18 protein-coding genes are annotated in these 18076 nt (G+C 55.3%); 4 read left to right on the forward strand and 14 right to left on the reverse strand.

Annotated elements, in window-relative coordinates; translation table 11 throughout:
- Positions 1-121: 121 nt before the first annotated feature.
- The 12 genes from argT to AC1MDE_RS17920 all read right to left on the reverse strand — a co-directional run bounded on the left by argT (position 122) and on the right by AC1MDE_RS17920 (position 11981).
- Positions 122-904: a lysine/arginine/ornithine ABC transporter substrate-binding protein ArgT gene (gene argT, locus AC1MDE_RS17865; RefSeq protein ID WP_034825110.1), complete on the reverse strand. Its 783-nt coding sequence runs from the start codon at positions 902-904 to the stop codon at positions 122-124.
- 275 nt (positions 905-1179) lie between these two features.
- A complete protein-coding gene (locus AC1MDE_RS17870) occupies positions 1180-1749 on the reverse strand; it encodes a UbiX family flavin prenyltransferase (protein WP_038645698.1) in 570 nt (189 codons plus the stop codon).
- Positions 1750-1864: 115 nt separating this feature from the next.
- Positions 1865-3382 (reverse strand): amidophosphoribosyltransferase, encoded by a 1518-nt coding sequence (purF, locus tag AC1MDE_RS17875; RefSeq protein ID WP_058962339.1) that lies wholly within the window; start codon positions 3380-3382, stop codon positions 1865-1867.
- Positions 3383-3418: 36 nt separating this feature from the next.
- Positions 3419-3904, reverse strand: a complete 486-nt coding sequence (gene cvpA / locus AC1MDE_RS17880; protein WP_034825265.1) for a colicin V production protein — start codon at positions 3902-3904, stop codon at positions 3419-3421.
- 251 nt (positions 3905-4155) lie between these two features.
- Positions 4156-4911, reverse strand: coding sequence for a cell division protein DedD (gene dedD / locus AC1MDE_RS17885; RefSeq protein ID WP_058962351.1), 756 nt, complete (start codon positions 4909-4911; stop codon positions 4156-4158).
- Positions 4901-6169, reverse strand: coding sequence for a bifunctional tetrahydrofolate synthase/dihydrofolate synthase (gene folC, locus AC1MDE_RS17890; protein ID WP_058962340.1), 1269 nt, complete (start codon positions 6167-6169; stop codon positions 4901-4903). The genes dedD and folC overlap by 11 nt, the downstream gene beginning before the upstream one ends.
- 189 nt (positions 6170-6358) lie before the next feature.
- A complete protein-coding gene (accD, locus tag AC1MDE_RS17895) occupies positions 6359-7267 on the reverse strand; it encodes an acetyl-CoA carboxylase, carboxyltransferase subunit beta (protein WP_034825118.1) in 909 nt (302 codons plus the stop codon).
- Between the two features lie 132 nt (positions 7268-7399).
- Positions 7400-8062 (reverse strand): DedA family protein, encoded by a 663-nt coding sequence (locus tag AC1MDE_RS17900; protein WP_034825120.1) that lies wholly within the window; start codon positions 8060-8062, stop codon positions 7400-7402.
- Positions 8063-8098: 36 nt separating this feature from the next.
- Complete coding sequence (gene truA, locus AC1MDE_RS17905; protein ID WP_097116567.1) at positions 8099-8905, reverse strand: tRNA pseudouridine(38-40) synthase TruA; 807 nt, start codon at positions 8903-8905, stop codon at positions 8099-8101.
- Positions 8905-9915 carry an aspartate-semialdehyde dehydrogenase gene (locus tag AC1MDE_RS17910; protein WP_058962341.1) on the reverse strand — a complete coding sequence of 337 codons (1011 nt, stop codon included), beginning with the start codon at positions 9913-9915 and terminating at the stop codon, positions 8905-8907. Before AC1MDE_RS17910 ends, truA begins: the two co-directional genes overlap by 1 nt.
- Before the next feature lie 102 nt (positions 9916-10017).
- Complete coding sequence (gene pdxB, locus AC1MDE_RS17915) at positions 10018-11142, reverse strand: 4-phosphoerythronate dehydrogenase PdxB (protein ID WP_058962342.1); 1125 nt, start codon at positions 11140-11142, stop codon at positions 10018-10020.
- Between the two features lie 59 nt (positions 11143-11201).
- Positions 11202-11981 carry an AraC family transcriptional regulator gene (locus AC1MDE_RS17920; protein ID WP_058962343.1) on the reverse strand — a complete coding sequence of 260 codons (780 nt, stop codon included), beginning with the start codon at positions 11979-11981 and terminating at the stop codon, positions 11202-11204.
- A 95-nt stretch (positions 11982-12076) separates the two neighbouring features.
- Between AC1MDE_RS17920 and AC1MDE_RS17925 the strand changes: the two genes are divergently transcribed.
- A complete protein-coding gene (locus AC1MDE_RS17925) occupies positions 12077-12982 on the forward strand; it encodes a DMT family transporter (protein WP_058962344.1) in 906 nt (301 codons plus the stop codon).
- Here AC1MDE_RS17925 and AC1MDE_RS17930 read toward each other — a convergent pair.
- Positions 12969-14345 (reverse strand): sensor histidine kinase, encoded by a 1377-nt coding sequence (locus AC1MDE_RS17930; protein WP_480344916.1) that lies wholly within the window; start codon positions 14343-14345, stop codon positions 12969-12971. The two genes, AC1MDE_RS17925 and AC1MDE_RS17930, sit on opposite strands and share 14 nt — an antisense overlap.
- Complete coding sequence (gene tctD, locus AC1MDE_RS17935) at positions 14336-15007, reverse strand: transcriptional regulator TctD (RefSeq protein WP_480344917.1); 672 nt, start codon at positions 15005-15007, stop codon at positions 14336-14338. The genes AC1MDE_RS17930 and tctD overlap by 10 nt, the downstream gene beginning before the upstream one ends.
- 120 nt (positions 15008-15127) lie before the next feature.
- Here tctD and AC1MDE_RS17940 point away from each other — a divergent pair, with 120 nt between their 5' ends.
- Genes AC1MDE_RS17940 through AC1MDE_RS17950 form a run of 3 tightly spaced genes read left to right on the forward strand, consistent with a single transcriptional unit; the run spans position 15128 to position 18069 of the window.
- Positions 15128-16105, forward strand: a complete 978-nt coding sequence (locus AC1MDE_RS17940) for a Bug family tripartite tricarboxylate transporter substrate binding protein (protein ID WP_480344918.1) — start codon at positions 15128-15130, stop codon at positions 16103-16105.
- 11 nt (positions 16106-16116) lie between these two features.
- The gene (locus AC1MDE_RS17945) at positions 16117-16548 is read left to right on the forward strand and encodes a tripartite tricarboxylate transporter TctB family protein (RefSeq protein WP_058962348.1); all 432 of its coding nucleotides are present in this window, start codon (positions 16117-16119) and stop codon (positions 16546-16548) included.
- A 12-nt stretch (positions 16549-16560) separates the two neighbouring features.
- Entirely contained in the window at positions 16561-18069 is a 1509-nt protein-coding gene (locus tag AC1MDE_RS17950) for a tripartite tricarboxylate transporter permease (RefSeq protein WP_034825138.1), read from the forward strand.
- The last annotated feature ends 7 nt before the right edge of the window (positions 18070-18076 follow it).

An 18076-nucleotide genomic window follows, 5' to 3' on the forward strand; every position in this document is an offset into this window, starting at 1 on the left:
ATCACAGGGTAGATGGCGGCAAGCGTATGAACCCCGGGAGTTTACATAAGTAAGCGCCCGGAGTGAATAGTTATGACCAACCCTGCTGCAAATCAATCATCAAGGTCAGAAAACAGGACAATTAATCGCCGTATACGTTGAAATCAAAGTACTTCTTCGCAATCTTGTCGTAAGTGCCATCTTTACGCATGGCATCAAACGCTTTATCGATGGCCGCTTTCAGGTCGGCATCATCTTTGCGTAAGCCCATACCGGTACCGACACCAAAGATTTTGTCATCTTTAACCGCTGGACCGGCAAACGCATAGTTTTTGCCAACCGGCTGTTTCAGGAAACCTTCACTCGCCTGCACTTCATCCTGGAAAGCCGCATCGATACGACCCGCATCCAGATCCTGATACACCAGATCCTGGTTGGCGTATGGCGTTACAGTGACACCCTTAGGACGCCAGTTTTCGTTCGCGTAGGTTTCCTGAGTGGTACCCTGCAGCAAACCAATGTTTTTACCTTTCAGCGATTCGATGGTCGGTTGCAGGCTGGAACCTTTCTTCGCCACTAAACGCGCATTGGCGGCGTAAAGTTTTTCAGAGAAGGCGATCTCTTCCTGACGTTTCTCGGTGATGGAGAGAGAAGAGATGATAGCGTCGATCTTCTTCGCTTTCAGCGACGGGATCAGTGCATCAAAATCACTTTCCACATAAGTACATTTGGTCTCGATACGCTTACAGATTTCGTTCGCCAGATCGATGTCAAAGCCGACTAACTGGCCTTGTGCATTCTTGGATTCAAACGGCGGGTAGGTCGGGTCTGTCCCGATGCGCAGCGTTTTTGGTACCGCAGCGAACACGCTCGCAGCGCTGGACATGGCCAGCATCAGGGAAAGAGCCAGAACTCGCTTTTTCATAGGTAACCCTCAAGTGAAGTGCTTATTGTTATATGGTCGTGATATGTGTTTGCGCTGAATGATTTGCAGGTTTCATGCCAGTTATGCAAAACGGCGAAAGCGTGCTCAGGCGCACTAAATACCGCGCCCTTCAGGGGCGCAAGCACTTAGTTTGTGAGGGAAATATAACAGCGGCGTGAGGAAGAAAAAGCGACATTGTTAACTTTTGGTGCACAAGATGCACGAAGAGTGATCGGGCACGCGAAATTGCACACAGTTAGTGCAAAATTGCACCATTATGCGCCATGCCAACGGGTAAACAGGTCTTGCGGCAGCTCAATATCGAATTGATCAATGACGCGATTAACGGTTTGATCGACCAGATCTTCAATTTTTTGTGGGCGGTGATAAAAAGCGGGCACCGGCGGCATGATCAGTGCGCCCAATTCCGCGGCCGTGGTCATCATGCGTAAATGCCCAAGATGCAGCGGCGTTTCGCGCACGCACAGGACCAGTTTACGCTGCTCCTTAAGCACCACATCGGCGGCGCGCGTCAGCAAACTATCACTGTAGCTGTGCACGATGCCGGAAAGGGTTTTCATTGAACAGGGTAAAATCACCATGCCAAGTGTCTTGAAGGAACCTGATGAGATGCTGGCAGCGATATCACGTACGTCATGCACCACATCAGCCAGTGCTTGCACATCACGCAGGCTGTAATCCGTTTCCAGCGATAACGTCTGACGCGCAGCCGGACTGATCACCAAATGGGTTTCCACATCGGCCAAAGGTTGCAGCACTTGCAACAATCGCACGCCGTATATCGCGCCACTGGCGCCGGAAATACCAATGATCAGTCGTTTCATTATTCAGCCCTGCCCGTTCAGATTGCGGCAATGATAGCCGCTCACTGAGCAAAAATACAAAAACAAACAGGGCGGAGTCTCCCCCGCCCTGTTAAAGATGAGCACCACGAGGCGGTTAGCCTTCGTTATGCAGCTCCAGACCTTCCACTTCGTTCTGACGCTGAATCGCTTTCGCATCGTCATTACGCAGTGACTGCAAATACTCGAGGTACTGCTGGTCGACATCTTTGGTGACGTAAACGCCGTTGAATACCGAGCACTCAAACTGTGCGATATCCGGGTTCTCTTCACGTACTGCTTCGATCAGATCATCGAGGTCCTGGAAGATCAGCGCGTCGGCTTTGATCAGCTGACGAATCTCTTCCACTTCACGACCATGCGCGATCAGTTCGGTAGCGCTTGGCATATCGATACCGTAGACGTTCGGGAAACGAATTTCCGGCGCGGCAGACGCCAGGTAAACACGTTTTGCACCGGCTTCGCGCGCCATTTCAATGATCTGCTCAGACGTGGTGCCACGCACGATGGAGTCGTCAACCAGCAGCACGTTCTTACCGCGGAACTCAGCACGGTTGGCGTTCAGTTTGCGGCGAATCGCGCTACGACGCATATGCTGGCCTGGCATGATAAAGGTGCGGCCCACATAGCGGTTTTTCACGAAGCCCTGACGATATGGCTTGTCGAGAATACGGGCGATTTCCAGCGCGGCATCAGTGGAGGTTTCCGGGATAGGAATCACCACATCGATATCCAGGTCTTCCCATTCGCGGGCAATTTTCTGACCGAGTTTGGTGCCCATACGCACACGTGCGCTGTAGACCGACACCTTATCAAGGAAGGAGTCTGGACGCGCAAAGTAGACGTATTCGAACAGGCAAGGGTTGGTTTTGGGATTCTCAGCACACTGGCGCGTGGAGAGTTGTCCCTGCTCGGTGATGTACACCGCTTCACCAGGCGCCACATCGCGGATGAACTCGAAGCCTAAAGTATCCAGTGCCACGCTTTCTGACGCCACCATATATTCGGTGCGACCATCAGCAATCACGCGTTTACCCAGCACTAATGGGCGAATCCCGTTTGGATCGCGGAACGCAACTAAACCATGGCCAATAATCATCGAAACCACTGCGTAAGCGCCGCGCACCTGTTGGTGCACTGCCGCTACCGCAGCAAAAATGTTGTCAGCTTCCAGCGGGTCATGCTGGAAACGGTCGAGCTCCTGCGCAAAGATGTTCAGCAGGATTTCAGAATCAGAGGTGGTGTTAACGTGACGGCGACCCACTTCGAACAGATGCTTACGCAGTTCGTGCGCGTTGGTCAGGTTGCCGTTGTGCGCCAGCGTGATGCCATACGGGGAGTTTACGTAGAAAGGCTGCGCTTCAGAAGCGCTGGAACTGCCCGCGGTTGGATAGCGAACATGGCCAATCCCGATATTACCCTGCAAACGCTGCATGTGGCGTGCTTCGAAGACATCGCTCACCAGGCCATTCGCTTTACGCAGACGGAAGCAGTTAAGCGCATCGATGGTACAAATGCCGGCGGCATCTTGCCCGCGGTGCTGTAGCACCGTTAACGCGTCATAGATCGACTGGTTTACTGGCATAAAACCGGTGATACCAACAATACCGCACATGTTGTCATTTCCTCATTGGCCGCACTCCCGGTGGCGTTACCGGGGTATAAAACTGGACGTGCTTTTCAGGTAATCGAAAAACCACCTGATGATGTAACTGAACTGGGGAATGAGTTGCGACTGTTGCCAGTCCGGGCTTTTGGAAAAGCCGGTGAATGTATCGAGGAAGAAGAGCATAGCGGAAACAATCAGCACGCCACGCAACGCCCCGAAACAGACCCCCAACACCCTGTCGGTTCCCGACAAGCCGGTTTTTTCCACCAGCGAGCCGATCACATAGTTCACGATGGCACCCACAATCAGAGTGGCAACGAATAACACCGCTATCGCGATGCCGTTGCGAACCAGTTCGTCGTCAAAACCTGTAAACCAGACTGCAAGGTAGGTGTAGTAATGACTGGCGACAAAAAACGCGCATCCCCAGGTAACGAGAGATAAGGCTTCCCGGACAAACCCACGAATCAGGCTGACCAGAGCCGAAAAACCAACTACCGCAATAATGACGTAATCAATCCAGATCATGAACGCTTCCAACCCAGTGCTTATGCACCCCTGCATCCAGTTCGGGGCGCATTCTAACAGAAAAAGAAAACGTTTGCGTAGGGTTTTCAGGTTCTGTATCCATAAAAAGGGCGATGAAAAAAACTTTCCTCGCCCTGAGTAAAATCAGCAATTTAACTAACTGATATAAAACAACTTTTCCACAACATTTTCGCTTAACCGCTTGTGCTATACCGCGCCTTTTACTGCTATCGGCGCGGCTTATCACAGCATTAACGCGTGCCGTACGGTTTCACCACGCCACCGAGCCCGGAGATGCTTTGTAACTCACTCAGCGAACTCTGCAGCTTCGCTTTTGAGGCATCCGGCCCCACATAAATGCGCGTGATTTGTCCCTGCACCGGCGTGGATGGCACGGTAAAGGCACGATATCCTGACAGACGCAGTTGCGCCACAATCTCACTGACCTTGGCCGCGTTCTTTAGCGCACCCAGCTGAACCACAAACGCCTGCCCCGCAGGAGCCGCTTCCGGTTCACTCTGTTTCGGTGTTTCGACCGCTTTTGGCTGCTCAACCGGTTTCGGTTGTTCTACCACTTTGGGCTTCGATTGTTCGACCGGTTTTGGCTTCGGCTGTTCAACCGGCTTAGGTTTGGGCTGCTCGACCACTTTTGGCTTCGGCTGCTCAACCGGCTTCGTCTGCTGATGCACCGGCGGCGGTGTCACCAGCGTAGGCTCGCTGTTCTGCACCGGTTGCGCATTGCCATTGCTGGCCGAGCTGCTGGCTTTACCGTTATCCGGGGTTTGCGCCGTGCTCGCCCCTTCCGGCGGCTGCGCCGGGAGCGGTTGCGTCACCGGCGGCACCATTTCGCTATCCTGCTGATCGTCCGGCTTTGGCACCAGCGGAATCGCCGCGAACTCTTCTTTGTAATGCTTTTTCTTGCCGTCGAGCAGCCCCGGCAGCACGATGACGCCAATCGCCACCAAAATGACTGTACCGACTAAGCGATTTTGAAACTTACTTGCCACTGCCATTCTCCGCTGACATCGATTCCATAACCTGTGCAACGGTGTGGAAAGAACCACACACCAGAATCACATCCTCAGGCGCAGCTTGCTGACGCGCGGCCTGCCATGCTGCATCGACGTTATCATACGCATTGCCACCTTCAAGGTGGGCGATCAGCTCATCGGCGGTGGCGCCACGCGGACCGTCAAGCGGTGCACAGAACCAGCGATCCACCTGCGGTGCCAGCGCGGCCAGCGTCCCCGCGATGTCCTTGTCATGCAACATGCCGACCACTGCATGCACTTTACCGCTTTTCGGCAACTCCACCAGACGTGAGCACAGATAATGCGCCGCATGCGGATTATGTGCCACATCGAGAATCACGCGCGGGCTTTCACTCACCGTCTGGAAGCGCCCGGGCAGAATCGCCAGAGGCAGGTGTTCGCGGATCACCGCTTCGCTGACGTTGAGTCCTGATGCGCGCAGCGCAGTGAGGGCGGTCGCCGCATTTGGCAACGGCACCTGCGGCAACGGCAGGTCGCACAGTTCACCGTGTGCATCCTGCAACGTCCAGCTGTTTTCCTGCTTCTGCCACTGCCAGTCACGGTTGATTTGCAGCAGCTGAGCGCCCTTCTCCGCCGCTACCTCAGCGATGGTGTGCGGCATATCGGCTTCACCGACGACTGCAGGTTTGCCACCACGGAACACGCCGGCTTTTTCCCGACCAATGCTTTCGCGATCCGGCCCCAGCCAATCGGTGTGATCGAGCGCGATGCTGGTGATCACCGCCACATCCGCATCCACGATGTTGGTGGCATCAAGACGTCCGCCAAGACCCACTTCGAGGATCACCACATCAAGATTGGCCTCACGGAACAGATTCAGTGCAGAGAGGGTGCCGAATTCAAAGTAGGTGAGTGAAATGTCACCGCGTCCAGCTTCAATACTGGCGAAACTGGCGCTGTGCAGCGCTTCATCCAGCTCGGAGCCCTGCACGCGCACGCGTTCGGTGTAGCGCACCAGATGCGGCGAGCTATACACGCCCACGCGATAGCCTGCGGCCATCAACAGCGTTTCCAGCGTGCGGCAGGTGGTGCCTTTGCCATTGGTACCGGCAACGGTGAAGATAAACGGAGCGGGTTTTAGCAGATCAAGGCGTGCGGCGACGCCTTGAATACGATCCAGACCCAATTCGATGGCCTGAGAATGCAGGTGTTCAAGATAATGAAGCCACGTGGCCAAAGGCGACGTGGCTTGAGGAAGCTGCAGAGTGTCCATGTGTCCCGTTTACTCATCTTACACATCGTCATTCAAGCCGCAGCGGCGTGGGCTGCACTCAATCACCCCCGATCCCTTAGTGGGTAAGCTGCCGGGGATTCATTCGTTTGCCGCCTTGCTGCAACTCGAATGACTGGGTGTTTACGGTTCATTGGTGAAAAGCGTTTAACCACCGCTTTTCGTTGCCTGTCAGGCCTCGTTGCTCTCTGGCACAGCCGTAGAAGGCTGATCACCATCCTGCAGCGGCGCTGGCAGGTTCATCATTTTCGCCAGCAGGCTGGCCAGCTTAAAGCGCATTTCCGGACGACGGATGATCATGTCGATCGCGCCTTTTTCGATCAGGAATTCACTGCGCTGGAAGCCCGGTGGCAGTTTTTCACGCACGGTCTGTTCGATAACGCGTGGACCGGCAAAGCCGATCAGCGCTTTCGGTTCAGCGACGTTCAAATCGCCCAGCATCGCGAAGCTGGCAGACACACCGCCCATGGTTGGGTCAGTCAGCACGGAGATGTACGGCAAGCCGCGCTCCTGCATTTTCGCCAGCGCTGCGCTGGTTTTTGCCATCTGCATCAGCGACTGTAACGCTTCCTGCATACGGGCACCGCCACTGGCAGAGAAGCAGATCAGCGGGCAGTTATCTTCCAGTGCCTGCTCAACGCCACGCACAAAGCGCGCGCCAACCACAGAGCCCATTGAGCCGCCCATAAAGGAAAACTCGAAAGCCACTGCCACCACTGGCATACCGTGCAGGGTGCCTTTCATGGCGATCAGAGCATCTTTCTCACCGGTGTCTTTCTGTGCGGCAACCAGACGATCTTTGTACTTCTTAGAATCGCGGAACTTGAGCAGATCCTTCGGTTCCAGCTCGCTGCCTAATTCAACCAGAGAACCTTCATCCAGCATGGTGTGCAAACGCTCACGGGCGTGCATGCGCATGTGGTGGTCGCACTTCGGGCAGACCTCAAGGTTACGCTCCAGTTCGGCGCGGTACAGCACCTGACCACAGCTATCGCATTTGGTCCAGACCCCTTCCGGGATACTGGCTTTGCGCGTTGGCGTGGTGGTGCTTTTATTCAGTATGCGTTCAATCCAGCTCATTGATGACCTTTCTGTTTAATGCTGACCTGGTCCAGTCTTCTTGTGACTGCTGAAATCACCTTCAGCAGGCCGTAAATGTCGCTCATTAAACCACAACCCGTTCACGCTGTGGATAAAAATCTGGTGACAGCCTTACTGTGGCTTCTGCTGACGTGCCTGACGGCGATGGCGCCATACTTCAATCACGCCTGGCAAAATTGAGACCACAATGATGCCAACAATCAGCAGTTTTAGGTTCTCCTGTACCACCGGCAAATCACCAAACAGGTAACCGGCATAGGAGAACAACAGCACCCACAGCAGTGCGCCCGTCACGTTGAAGAGCGCAAAGTGGCGATAAGACATGTGTCCCATCCCCGCCACAAAGGGGGCAAAGGTTCGCACGATTGGTACAAAGCGCGCAAGTATAATGGTTTTGCCACCGTGGCGATCGTAGAAGGCGTGGGTCTTATCCAGATAGCTGCGACGGAAAATTTTCGAGTTCGGATTGCTGAACAGCTTCTCACCGAACAACCGACCAATAGTGTAGTTCACCGCATCGCCGAGGATGGCAGCAATCACCAGCAGCGTGACCATTAAATGCACGTTGAGATCGTTACCTGGCAGTGCCGCCAGCGCGCCAGCAACAAAAAGTAACGAATCCCCAGGCAGGAACGGTGTGACCACCAGGCCGGTTTCGCAGAACAGGATCAGGAACAGAATGGCGTAAATCCAGACGCCGTACTGCGCCACCAGTTCGGCTAAATGCACATCAATATGGAGAATAAAGTCGATCAAAAAGTGGATGAATTCCATAATGTTCCGGCTCCCAAACATCCTTACTCATTTAAATTAATCTGCGAGGAACAACGGTCCCAACGCAGGCTGAGGTAACGCAAAGTGAGATGGGTAATCCACCGCCACCAAATACAACCCCTCGGCTTTAGCGGTCGCTGCCGCCAGAGTACGATCTTTTGCCGCCAGCAACTCAGCCATCCAGCTTTCCGGCTGGTTGCCGCAGCCAATTTCCATCAGGCTGCCGACAATATTGCGCACCATGTGGTGCACGAACGCGTTGGCTTTGATATCGACAATCACATAAGGTCCGTAACGTGTGACGTTAAGGTGCATCACGTTGCGCCACGGCGTGCGCGACTGGCACTGCACCGCACGGAACGAGGTAAAGTCGTTCTCGCCAATTAAACACTGACCGGCACGCTGCATTTTCTCGACATCCAGCGGATGATAAAAATGGGTGATGCCGTTGCCAAGAATCGCCGGTCGCAGCCGCTGATTGAAAATCACATAGCGGTAACGACGCGCGGTGGCGCTAAAGCGGGCATGAAATTCCTCCGGCACCGCTTTCACCCAACGTACCGCGATGTCATCCGGCAGGTTGGCATTGACGCCCAGCGTCCAGGCGCTGTCGGCGCGCTGCGAGGTGGTTTCGAAATGCACCACTTGCCCGGTACCGTGTACACCGGCATCCGTGCGTCCGGCGCAGAACACCACCACCGGGTGATTCGCCACTTTCGACAGCGCTTTTTCCAGCTTTTCCTGCACGCTGCGCACTTCGTTTTGCCGCTGCCAGCCGTAGTAACGGCTGCCGTCGTACTCAATGCCTAACGCCAGCTTAAATGTCGTTTCTTCAGACAACATTAATAGAAGTACTCCTGCACCAATTTCTCAGCGGTTTTTACCGCCATCAGTGCGCCGCCGAAGCGAACGTTGTCAGCCACGGACCAGAATTGCAGCAGCTCAGGGAGACCGTAATCATTACGCACATTGCCAATGCTCAGCGCATCATTGCCTGATGCATCGCTGACGGGCGTCGGATATTCACCGTCTTCACTGAGGTTGATGTCATCAGCACGCGCCAGTTCATCTCGCGCTTCTTCGGCTGACAGCGGACGTAAATTTTCGACATGCACAATCTGCGTGTTGCCGTAAAACACTGGCGCCTGCACGCTGCTGACGGCAATTGGCAAGCCTTCGTCCTGCAGCACTTTGCGCACCTGATCCACCAGACGACGTTCACTCTCCACGCTGCCATGGCTATCCGCTAACTGCGGCAACAGGTTGAACGCCAGTTGACGACCAAAATAGTGCTCATCTGCCGGTACACCATTCAGCAAACGTGCGCTTTCGCCCGCCAGGCCATCCACTGCCGCTTTACCGTGGCTGGAAACCGACATCAGATTGGTCACCTGCAAACGGCTTAACCCCGCAGTATCCACCAGCGGTTTGATAGCGCTTAACAGCTGGCTTACCAGCGCATCGGCCACCGTCACGATATTGCGATTGCGATAATCGGCCAGCACCTGCGGGTTCACATCAGGCACCACCAGCGGGACATCCGGCTCCAGCGCGAACAGATCGCTGCTGTCGATCACCAGGCAACCCTGGCTTGCGGCTTCATCCGCGTAACGCGCGGAAGCTTCACGTCCGGCAGCGAAAAACGCCAGCTGCGCCTGCGTCCAGTCAAATTCAGCCGCATCCTGCACGCGCAGGGTGCGACCATCAAAACGCACACTTTCACCGGCGCTGTTTTCGCTCGCCAGCAGATACAATTCACCAACCGGGAACTGGCGTTCTGCCAGCAATTCCAGTACAGCGTTCCCTACTGCGCCTGTTGCGCCCAATAGCGCAATATTCCAGCCGTCAGACATGTTGGTTTACTCCAGACAATGACATAAAAACAGAAGGCGGTGATGACACCGCCTGACATTTAAGACTTTTCCCGCGCGAAAACGCAGGGGATTGATTTAACTTTACAAACTGGCGCGGAAACCGAGCTTTTCCAGCATCGCGGCACTATCGGCATCATCACATTTCACCTGCAGTGACGACCATTCACGACGCTCTTCATACTGCTTGCGCAGGCGATCAAACTCGCCCGGTTTGGCAGCCACTTTTCGCAGTGGCGCATCGTCGCGGCGCACATCATACACCAGGTGCACCAGTCGTTTCAGCGTTGGCTGATCGAGCTTGCCGTGCAGCGTAATGGTGCCAAATTCCGGTGCAGGCAACAGAGTCTCCAGCGCGACCTGTTGCGGCTGGCCGATAAACGCGCACCAGGCTTCGAATACCTGAGTGGTGCCACGCGCCTTGCCTTCCAGCGTATAGCCCGCGATATGCGCGGTAGCGATATCCACTTTATCCAACAGATCGAGGTTCAGATCCGGCTCCGGTTCCCACACATCCAGCACCACGCTGAGATCGTCGCGCATTCTCAGCACTTCCAGAAGCGCAGTGTTATCGACGACTGGACCACGGCAGGCATTGATCAGGATGGTGTTGGGTTTGAGCGCCATCAGCAGAGCCATGTCGGCCAGATGCCAGCTTTTATAGGGGCCGTCTTTAAACAGCGGTGTGTGGAAGGTCAGAATATCGGCCTGTGCCACCAGTTCATCCAGCGAGTGAAACGTTTCCTGATCGCCACGATCTACACGCGGCGGATCACACAGCAGGGTTTTCACCCCCCAGGCTTCAAGGCGTTTTTGCAGACGACCGCCGACATTACCGACGCCGACAATACCCACGGTACGATCACGCAGTTCAAAACCATCGCGCTCGGCCAGCAGCAGTAAGGAGGAGAAGACATACTCCACCACCGCAATTGCGTTACAGCCGGGTGCCGCCGAGAAGGCAATGCCGGCGGCCGCCAGCGATGCATCATCGACATGGTCAGTGCCTGCTGTCGCGGTACCGACAAATTTCACTGGCGTACCGGCCAGCAGCGCCGCATTCACTTTAGTCACCGAGCGCACCATCAATCCGCTGGCATCCTGCAACTCTGCTTCGGGTAACGGACGTCCCGGTACGGCCAATACTTCACCGGTGCGACTGAAGAGTTCACGAGCGTAAGGCATGTTTTCATCGACGAGAATTTTCACTGCGGCGGTCCTGTCTGCTGAGGCGTTTTGAGGCGCGTATTCTTACATAAAGCTGGGGATTAACCTAACCGGCTGCGATAGCGATCCGGTGTAGTGCCGGCCTGCTGCTGGAACATCACAATCAGCGCCGACGACGAGCTATAACCCAGTTCGTGTGCAATGCCTTGCACGCTGCACCCCTGCTCCAGCAGCGCAATGGCACGCAAAAACCGTAAACGCTGCCGCCATTCGCTGAAAGACATCTTCAACTGCTGCTGACAACGTCGCGCCAGCGTACGCTCGGTGGTGAACACCCGCTTCGCCCATTGTGCCAGCGTGGTGTTATCGCCGGGATTTTCTTCCAGCGCGCGCAAAATAGGCGCGAGAAATTTGTCGTCCGACAAGGGCAAATAGCTGGTGTGCACCGGTGCCTGACGCAGACGATCAATCAAGACTTCACAGAGTCGCCAGTCCGCTTCCGTTTGAGGCTGCTCCAACTCACGCTGTGCAAAATCATTCATGATGGCGTGCACAATCGCATCAACGTGCAGTAAACAGGCATTGTCGGGCATCCCCGCACAGAGATCGGCGGCGAGATTGAAGGTGCGGAACTGGGCATGGCAATGGTTATAGCTGCTGTGGCGCTGTTCTGGCGGGATCCAGATCGGCATATCAGCGGGCGTTAATAACCGTTCCCCCTCCACTTCCATCTCCAGCACGTGGCTGGTGACGAAAATCACCTGCCCCCAGCGGTGCAGATGCGGTAGATATTCAGTTTTCGCGTTAGCCTGCTCGTAGCGCATAAAATAGCGCAGTAGCGGCGCATCAATCGGCGGCTGATACTCGATCTGTAAATTCATTCTGTCCGGTCACTAACGAATATTGTCCGATTTTAACTATCTGAATAAAACCGGTCAAATGTAAACTCTTCGCGATTAAACTCAGGAGTCGTACGATGAATTTACTGTTTCCGTTGATTGCGGTGATGATCTGGTCGATCAACACCATCGTCAGCAAACTCTCTGCCGGGAGCATCGATCCTGCCGCCATCTCCTTTTATCGCTGGCTGCTGGCGCTCATCGTGCTGGCCCCCTTCAGCCTGCCCGGCGTGTGGCGCCATCGCCATGCCGTGAAGGCCAATCTGTGGCGATTATTGATCCTCGGCCTGTTGGGCATGGTGCTTTATCAGAGTCTCGCCTACTATGCCGCCCACAGCGTGTCGGCGGTGATGATGGGTATATTGGGTGCCACGATTCCGTTACTGACCATTCTGCTCAGCCTGTTCGTTTTACGCCTTGCGCCGACGCGCGGTATTTTGATCGGCGGCCTGTTGTCCTTTGCCGGTTTAGTATGGTTGGTGAGTGAAGGGAATCCAGCTCAGTTGCTGAATCAGCGTCTGGGCAACGGCGAGTTGATGATGCTGGCGGCTTCCACCTCGTATGCGCTTTACGGTGTGCTGACCAAACGCTGGGCAATCCCTCTGCCGACCTGGCAGAGCCTGTACGTGCAGATTTTCTTTGGTGTGTTGCTGTTACTGCCTGGATTCTTGCGCGCACCGGACGTCACGCTGAACTTGCATAACATTCCGCTGGTGCTGTTTGCCGGGCTGTTCGCGTCCATTATCGCGCCGTTCTTGTGGATCCTTGGTGTGCAACGTCTCGGTGCCAGTACCACCACCATTTTTATGAATTTTGTGCCCGCGTTCACCGCCATCATTGCCGTGCTGTTCCTGCATGAGCAACTGCACGCCTATCACTGGATTGGCGGTGGCATGACGTTGGTGGGAGTGATTCTGGCGCAACGGTTGAAAACACCGCTGCGCAAGCCACGTGAACGTACCGTTCAGCTCAGCGAAAGCTGATGATGATGCGCAGCCCGCCCAGTTGCGGGCTGTGATCCAGCAGCAACTGCGCACCGTGCCAGGCACAGATATCTTTGACCAGCGCCAGCCCGATGCCCGCACCGGGCTGGCTGGCATTATCCAGGCGACCAAACGGCTGCAAAGCCTGATGCTGCTGTGCCGCGCTAATGCCCGGTCCGCTGTCCTCAATTTCCAGCTGTTTCTCCCGCAATCTCGCCGTGACGATCCCGCCCTCTGGCGTGTATTTAATCGCATTGTCCAGCAGGTTGGCACAGAGTTCGGCCAGTAATAAGCCATCGCCTTGCACCACACAGGGAATGTCGCCTTCAAATCCCAGATCGATGTGTTTGTGGCGCGCGCCGGCATAGCTGCTGAAACATGCCTGTTCCACAATTTCATTCAAACTGATCCGAGAAAAAGGCTTGTCCTCACCGTGCCGGGCTTTGATTTGCGCCAGCTGCAACAGCCGATCGGTAAGTTGCACCGTATCGTTGAGCGTATGGCGCATGCCGAGCAAACTTTCCCGCCACTGCGCAGGATCATCACTGTTGAGCGCAACGCCAACCTGTGTTTTTAAAATAGTGAGCGGTGTACGTAATTGGTGTGAAACGTCGGCACTAAAACGTTCCTGTCGTGCCAGCAAACCGCGCAGTCGTTCCAGATGTCGATTAAAGGCAATAATTAACGGCTGCAATTCCGACCAGGGCAATAGCGACGGCAAAGGCGTCAACTCACCTGGCGCACGTCGTAGCATGATGCGCGATAATCGGCGCAGCGGCCGCAACACTTTGCGTAATAACAGGCTGGCTAACAGCAGGGTAATCAACACCAGAAAGCTTTGACTGATCAACGCGGTGCGCAATAATCCTTCCGCAAACCCATGGCGAGAGTTCAGGGTTTCAGCCACCAGAACCAGCGCCATCCCCTCTACGCCCTGCTCGTTTACCGGTTGCCATAACGCCGCAATACGAATCGGCTGCTTACGATAGCTGCCATCGTAAAAGTGCACTAAAGCGGGATAGGCTTCAGAAAGCGGCGCATTGCGCGGTAAAGGGGGCAGATCGGGATAACCTGAAAGAGTTTTGCCTTGCGGTGATATCACCTGATAGAACAACTGGTCATTCATGTTGCGCTCAAAGCTGTCGAGTACCACCCAGGGCACATCCACCTCCAAATGGTTCTGTCGCACCACCAGCCTTTCTGCCACCGTGCGTGCCGAGGCGAGAAGTGAACGATCGTAAGCCTGATTCGCCGCCTGCAGCGCACTCTGGTAATGAGTATAAACCGACAACCCCCACAGCAACATCAACGGTGCGCCCAGCCACAACAGCAGTTCACCACGCAGCGAATGGCTCAGGCGCACGGCTGGCACTCCAGGCTGTATCCCAGTCCACGTAGCGTCACGATCGCGACATCGCTGCCCTGCAGCTTTTTCCGCACCCGATGCACATACAGCTCAATGCTTTCCAGGCTGGCTTCATCGGTTAAGGTAAAGGTCTGTTCATAAAGATGCTGGCGTGACACCGGACGTCCAGGGCGTTGCATCAAAGTCGAGAGCACGCTGGCTTCACGCGGGGTGAGCATCAACGGTTTATGATTCAGCAGAAAATAGCCTTCGCCGTCGCGTTCCAGTTGGCCCACAGTCTGCGATTGCGCAGTCTGCCCCTGGCTGCGACGCAACAACGCCCGCAGGCGCGCTTCCAGCTCATCCAGTTCAAAGGGTTTAGTGAGATAGTCGTCCGCGCCCGCATTGAGGCCCGGCACGCGCTGTTCCAGTGCACTTTTGGCCGTGAGCAGCAATACCGGCGTGGTTTGCCCACGCTTACGCAAACGCGCCAGCACCGCCAGACCATCCAGCCGTGGCAGTGATACATCCAGCACCACCAACGCATAGTCTTCGCTCTGCAACACGTGGTCTGCCGCCAGGCCATCCGCGACCCAATCCACGGCAAAACCTTTCTGTGTCAGCGCTTTTTGCAGCCAGCTGGCCAACTCAACCGTATCTTCCACCAGTAAGAGACGCATATCACATCCTGATACTTTTCCCGAGCACTGAAAGGTAAATGAAAGGTTACACCATTAACAATTCAGCAACGCCGAATGTTCGGCAGTTGTCACACTCTGGAAGCATGAATGGAGCGAATAATGAAAAAAATCTTACCCCTCGCCCTCGCCTCAACCCTCGTGGCCTTGTCGATATCCTCTGTGCTGGCGGAAGCGCCAGACCGGACAGAATGTATCGCCCCCGCCAAACCCGGCGGTGGATTTGATCTGACCTGTAAGTTGATTCAGGTTTCCATGCAGGAAACCGGCGAAATCAGTAAACCAATGCGCGTGACCTATATGCCCGGCGGTGTGGGAGCGGTGGCTTACAACGCCATCATTGCTCAGCGCCCCGCCGAAGCAGGCACGCTGGTGGCCTTCTCCGGCGGTTCGTTGCTCAATCTCTCTCAGGGCAAGTTTGGCCGCTATTCAGAAAGTGACGTGAAGTGGCTGGCTGCCGTCGGCACCGATTATGGCATCGTCGCGGTACGCAATGACGCCCCATGGAAAAACCTCGGTGAACTGATGGAAGCCATGAAGAGCGATCCCACCAAAGTGGTGGTCGGCGCAGGTGCTTCGATCGGTAGTCAGGACTGGATGAAAACCGCCCTGCTGGCTCGTGAAGCGGGCATCGACCCACGCAAGATGCGCTATATCGCGTTTGAGGGCGGTGGCGAGCCGGTAACGGCTCTGCTTGGCAACCATATTCAGGTGGTCTCCGGGGATATGAGCGAGATGGTGCCACATTTGCAAGCCGGCAAGTTGCGCGTGCTGGCAGTGATGTCTGACAAACGCTTACCGGGTGAACTGGCGAGTGTGCCGACCGCCAAAGAGCAAGGCTATAACGTCGAGTGGCCGATTATTCGCGGTTATTACCTTGGTCCAAAAGTGACTGACGCGGAATATCAGTGGTGGGAAGACGCGTTCAAAAAATTGGTGACCACCAAAGAGTTTCAGCAACAGCGAGATATGCGCGGACTGTTTGAGTTCAACATGTTCGGCAGCGAGCTGGATGCCTACGTGAAAAAACAGGTGGCTGATTATCGCGAAAAAGCCAAATCCTTTGGCCTGGCCAAATAACGGAGTCGATGATGAGCGATCGTATCTTCGCCGGTATCTGGCTGCTGCTGTGCATTGCCGGGCTGTTTATTGCCTGGCAAATCCAGAGTGAATACAGCTATGAACCGGTCGGCCCACGCCCTTTCCCGATGCTGCTGCTGGGATTAATGGCGATTTGCGCCGTGATGATGTTACTGCGCAAACCCGATCTGGTGCAGTGGCCTTCCGCCACCACTCTGAAAAAGTTAGTGCTGATGTGCGTCATGCTGATGGTATATGGCTGGCTGTTTGAGCGTCTGGGTTTTGCTGCATGCACCACGCTGCTGACCTTTGGCATTGGGCTGTTGTTTGGCGCGCGCTGGTGGGCGGCTGCGGTGTCCGGAGTGGTGATGGGCATCGCACTGTTTTATGCCTTTGACCGCCTGCTCGATGTCACCTTGCCTGTCGGCAGCTGGTTCAATTAACAGGAGTCTCACATGGATACCTGGTCTTTTCTGATGCAAGGGTTTGCCGTCGCGATGACGCCGGAAAACCTGATGATCGCACTCATCGGCTGCTTTATTGGCACCATTGTTGGCCTACTGCCCGGACTCGGGCCGATTAACGGTGTCGCGATCCTGATGCCGCTGGCGTTTGCTCTGCACTTACCTGCCGAGTCCGCGCTGATCCTGCTTGCTACGGTCTACATCGGTTGCGAGTACGGTGGTCGTATCTCCTCTATTTTGCTTAACGTGCCAGGCGATGCCGGGGCAATCATGACCGCGCTGGATGGCTACCCGATGGCGCAACAGGGCAAAGCTGGCGTGGCCCTGTCGATCTCAGCAGTGAGTTCATTTATAGGATCCACTATCGCCATTCTCGGCATTATTCTCTTTGCCCCTATATTGGCCAACTGGTCACTGGCCTTTGGTCCAGCGGAGTATTTCGCGCTGATGGTGTTTGCGATTGCCTGTCTGGGCAGCATGATGAGCCACAATCCGTTGAAATCGTTTTTAGCCGCGCTGATCGGTTTGGGTATGGCCACCGTTGGCGTCGATGCCAATACCGGCGTCTATCGGTTCACCTTCGACAGCGTGCACCTCTCCGACGGTATCCAGTTTGTGGTCGTGGTGATCGGGCTGTTTTCTGTCAGTGAAATACTGCTGATGCTGGAATCCACCAGCAGCGGGCAGAAAGTGGTTCGCGCCAGTGGCCGCATGATGTTCAACATGAAAGAAGCGGCGCAGGCAACCGGTGCCACCTTACGTTCCTCCTTTATCGGCTTCTTTGTTGGCGTACTGCCCGGCGCCGGTGCCACCATCGCCAGTGCCATCGCTTATATGAGCGAGAAAAAAATCAGCGGCAGCGACCAGTTTGGTAAAGGGGATATTCGCGGCGTGGCGGCACCTGAAGCGGCCAACAACGCCTCGGCTTGTGGCTCCTTTATTCCGATGCTGACGCTGGGTATTCCGGGCTCCGGCACCACGGCGGTGATGGTCGGTGCGCTGACGCTGTACAACATCACACCCGGCCCGGCGATGTTTACCGAACAGCCGGATATCGTCTGGGGTCTGATTGCAGCATTGCTGATTGGCAACGTCATGCTGCTGATCATGAACATCCCGATGATCAACATCTTCGCCCGCATGCTGACCATCCCGCTGTGGTTCCTGGTACCCGCCATCGCCGCGATCTCTGCAGTGGGCGTTTACGCCGTGCACAGTACCACTTTTGATCTGTTGCTGATGGTCGGACTGGGTATCTTTGGCTATATCTTGCGTAAAATGGATTTCCCGATGTCGCCGCTGATTCTGGGCTTCGTACTGGGAGAGATGTTGGAGCAAAACCTGCGCCGCGCGCTCTCCATCAGTAACGGCAACCTGCCGATTCTATGGGAAAGCCTGATCTGCAAAGTGTTGCTGGTGTTGGCGATCGCTGTCCTGATCGTGCCGCCACTGTGGAAACGCTGGCGTCGTAAGCGTCTCAAACTGGCTGAAGCTGAATAAATCCAGA

It is taken from the genome of Pantoea folii (assembly GCF_056678875.1).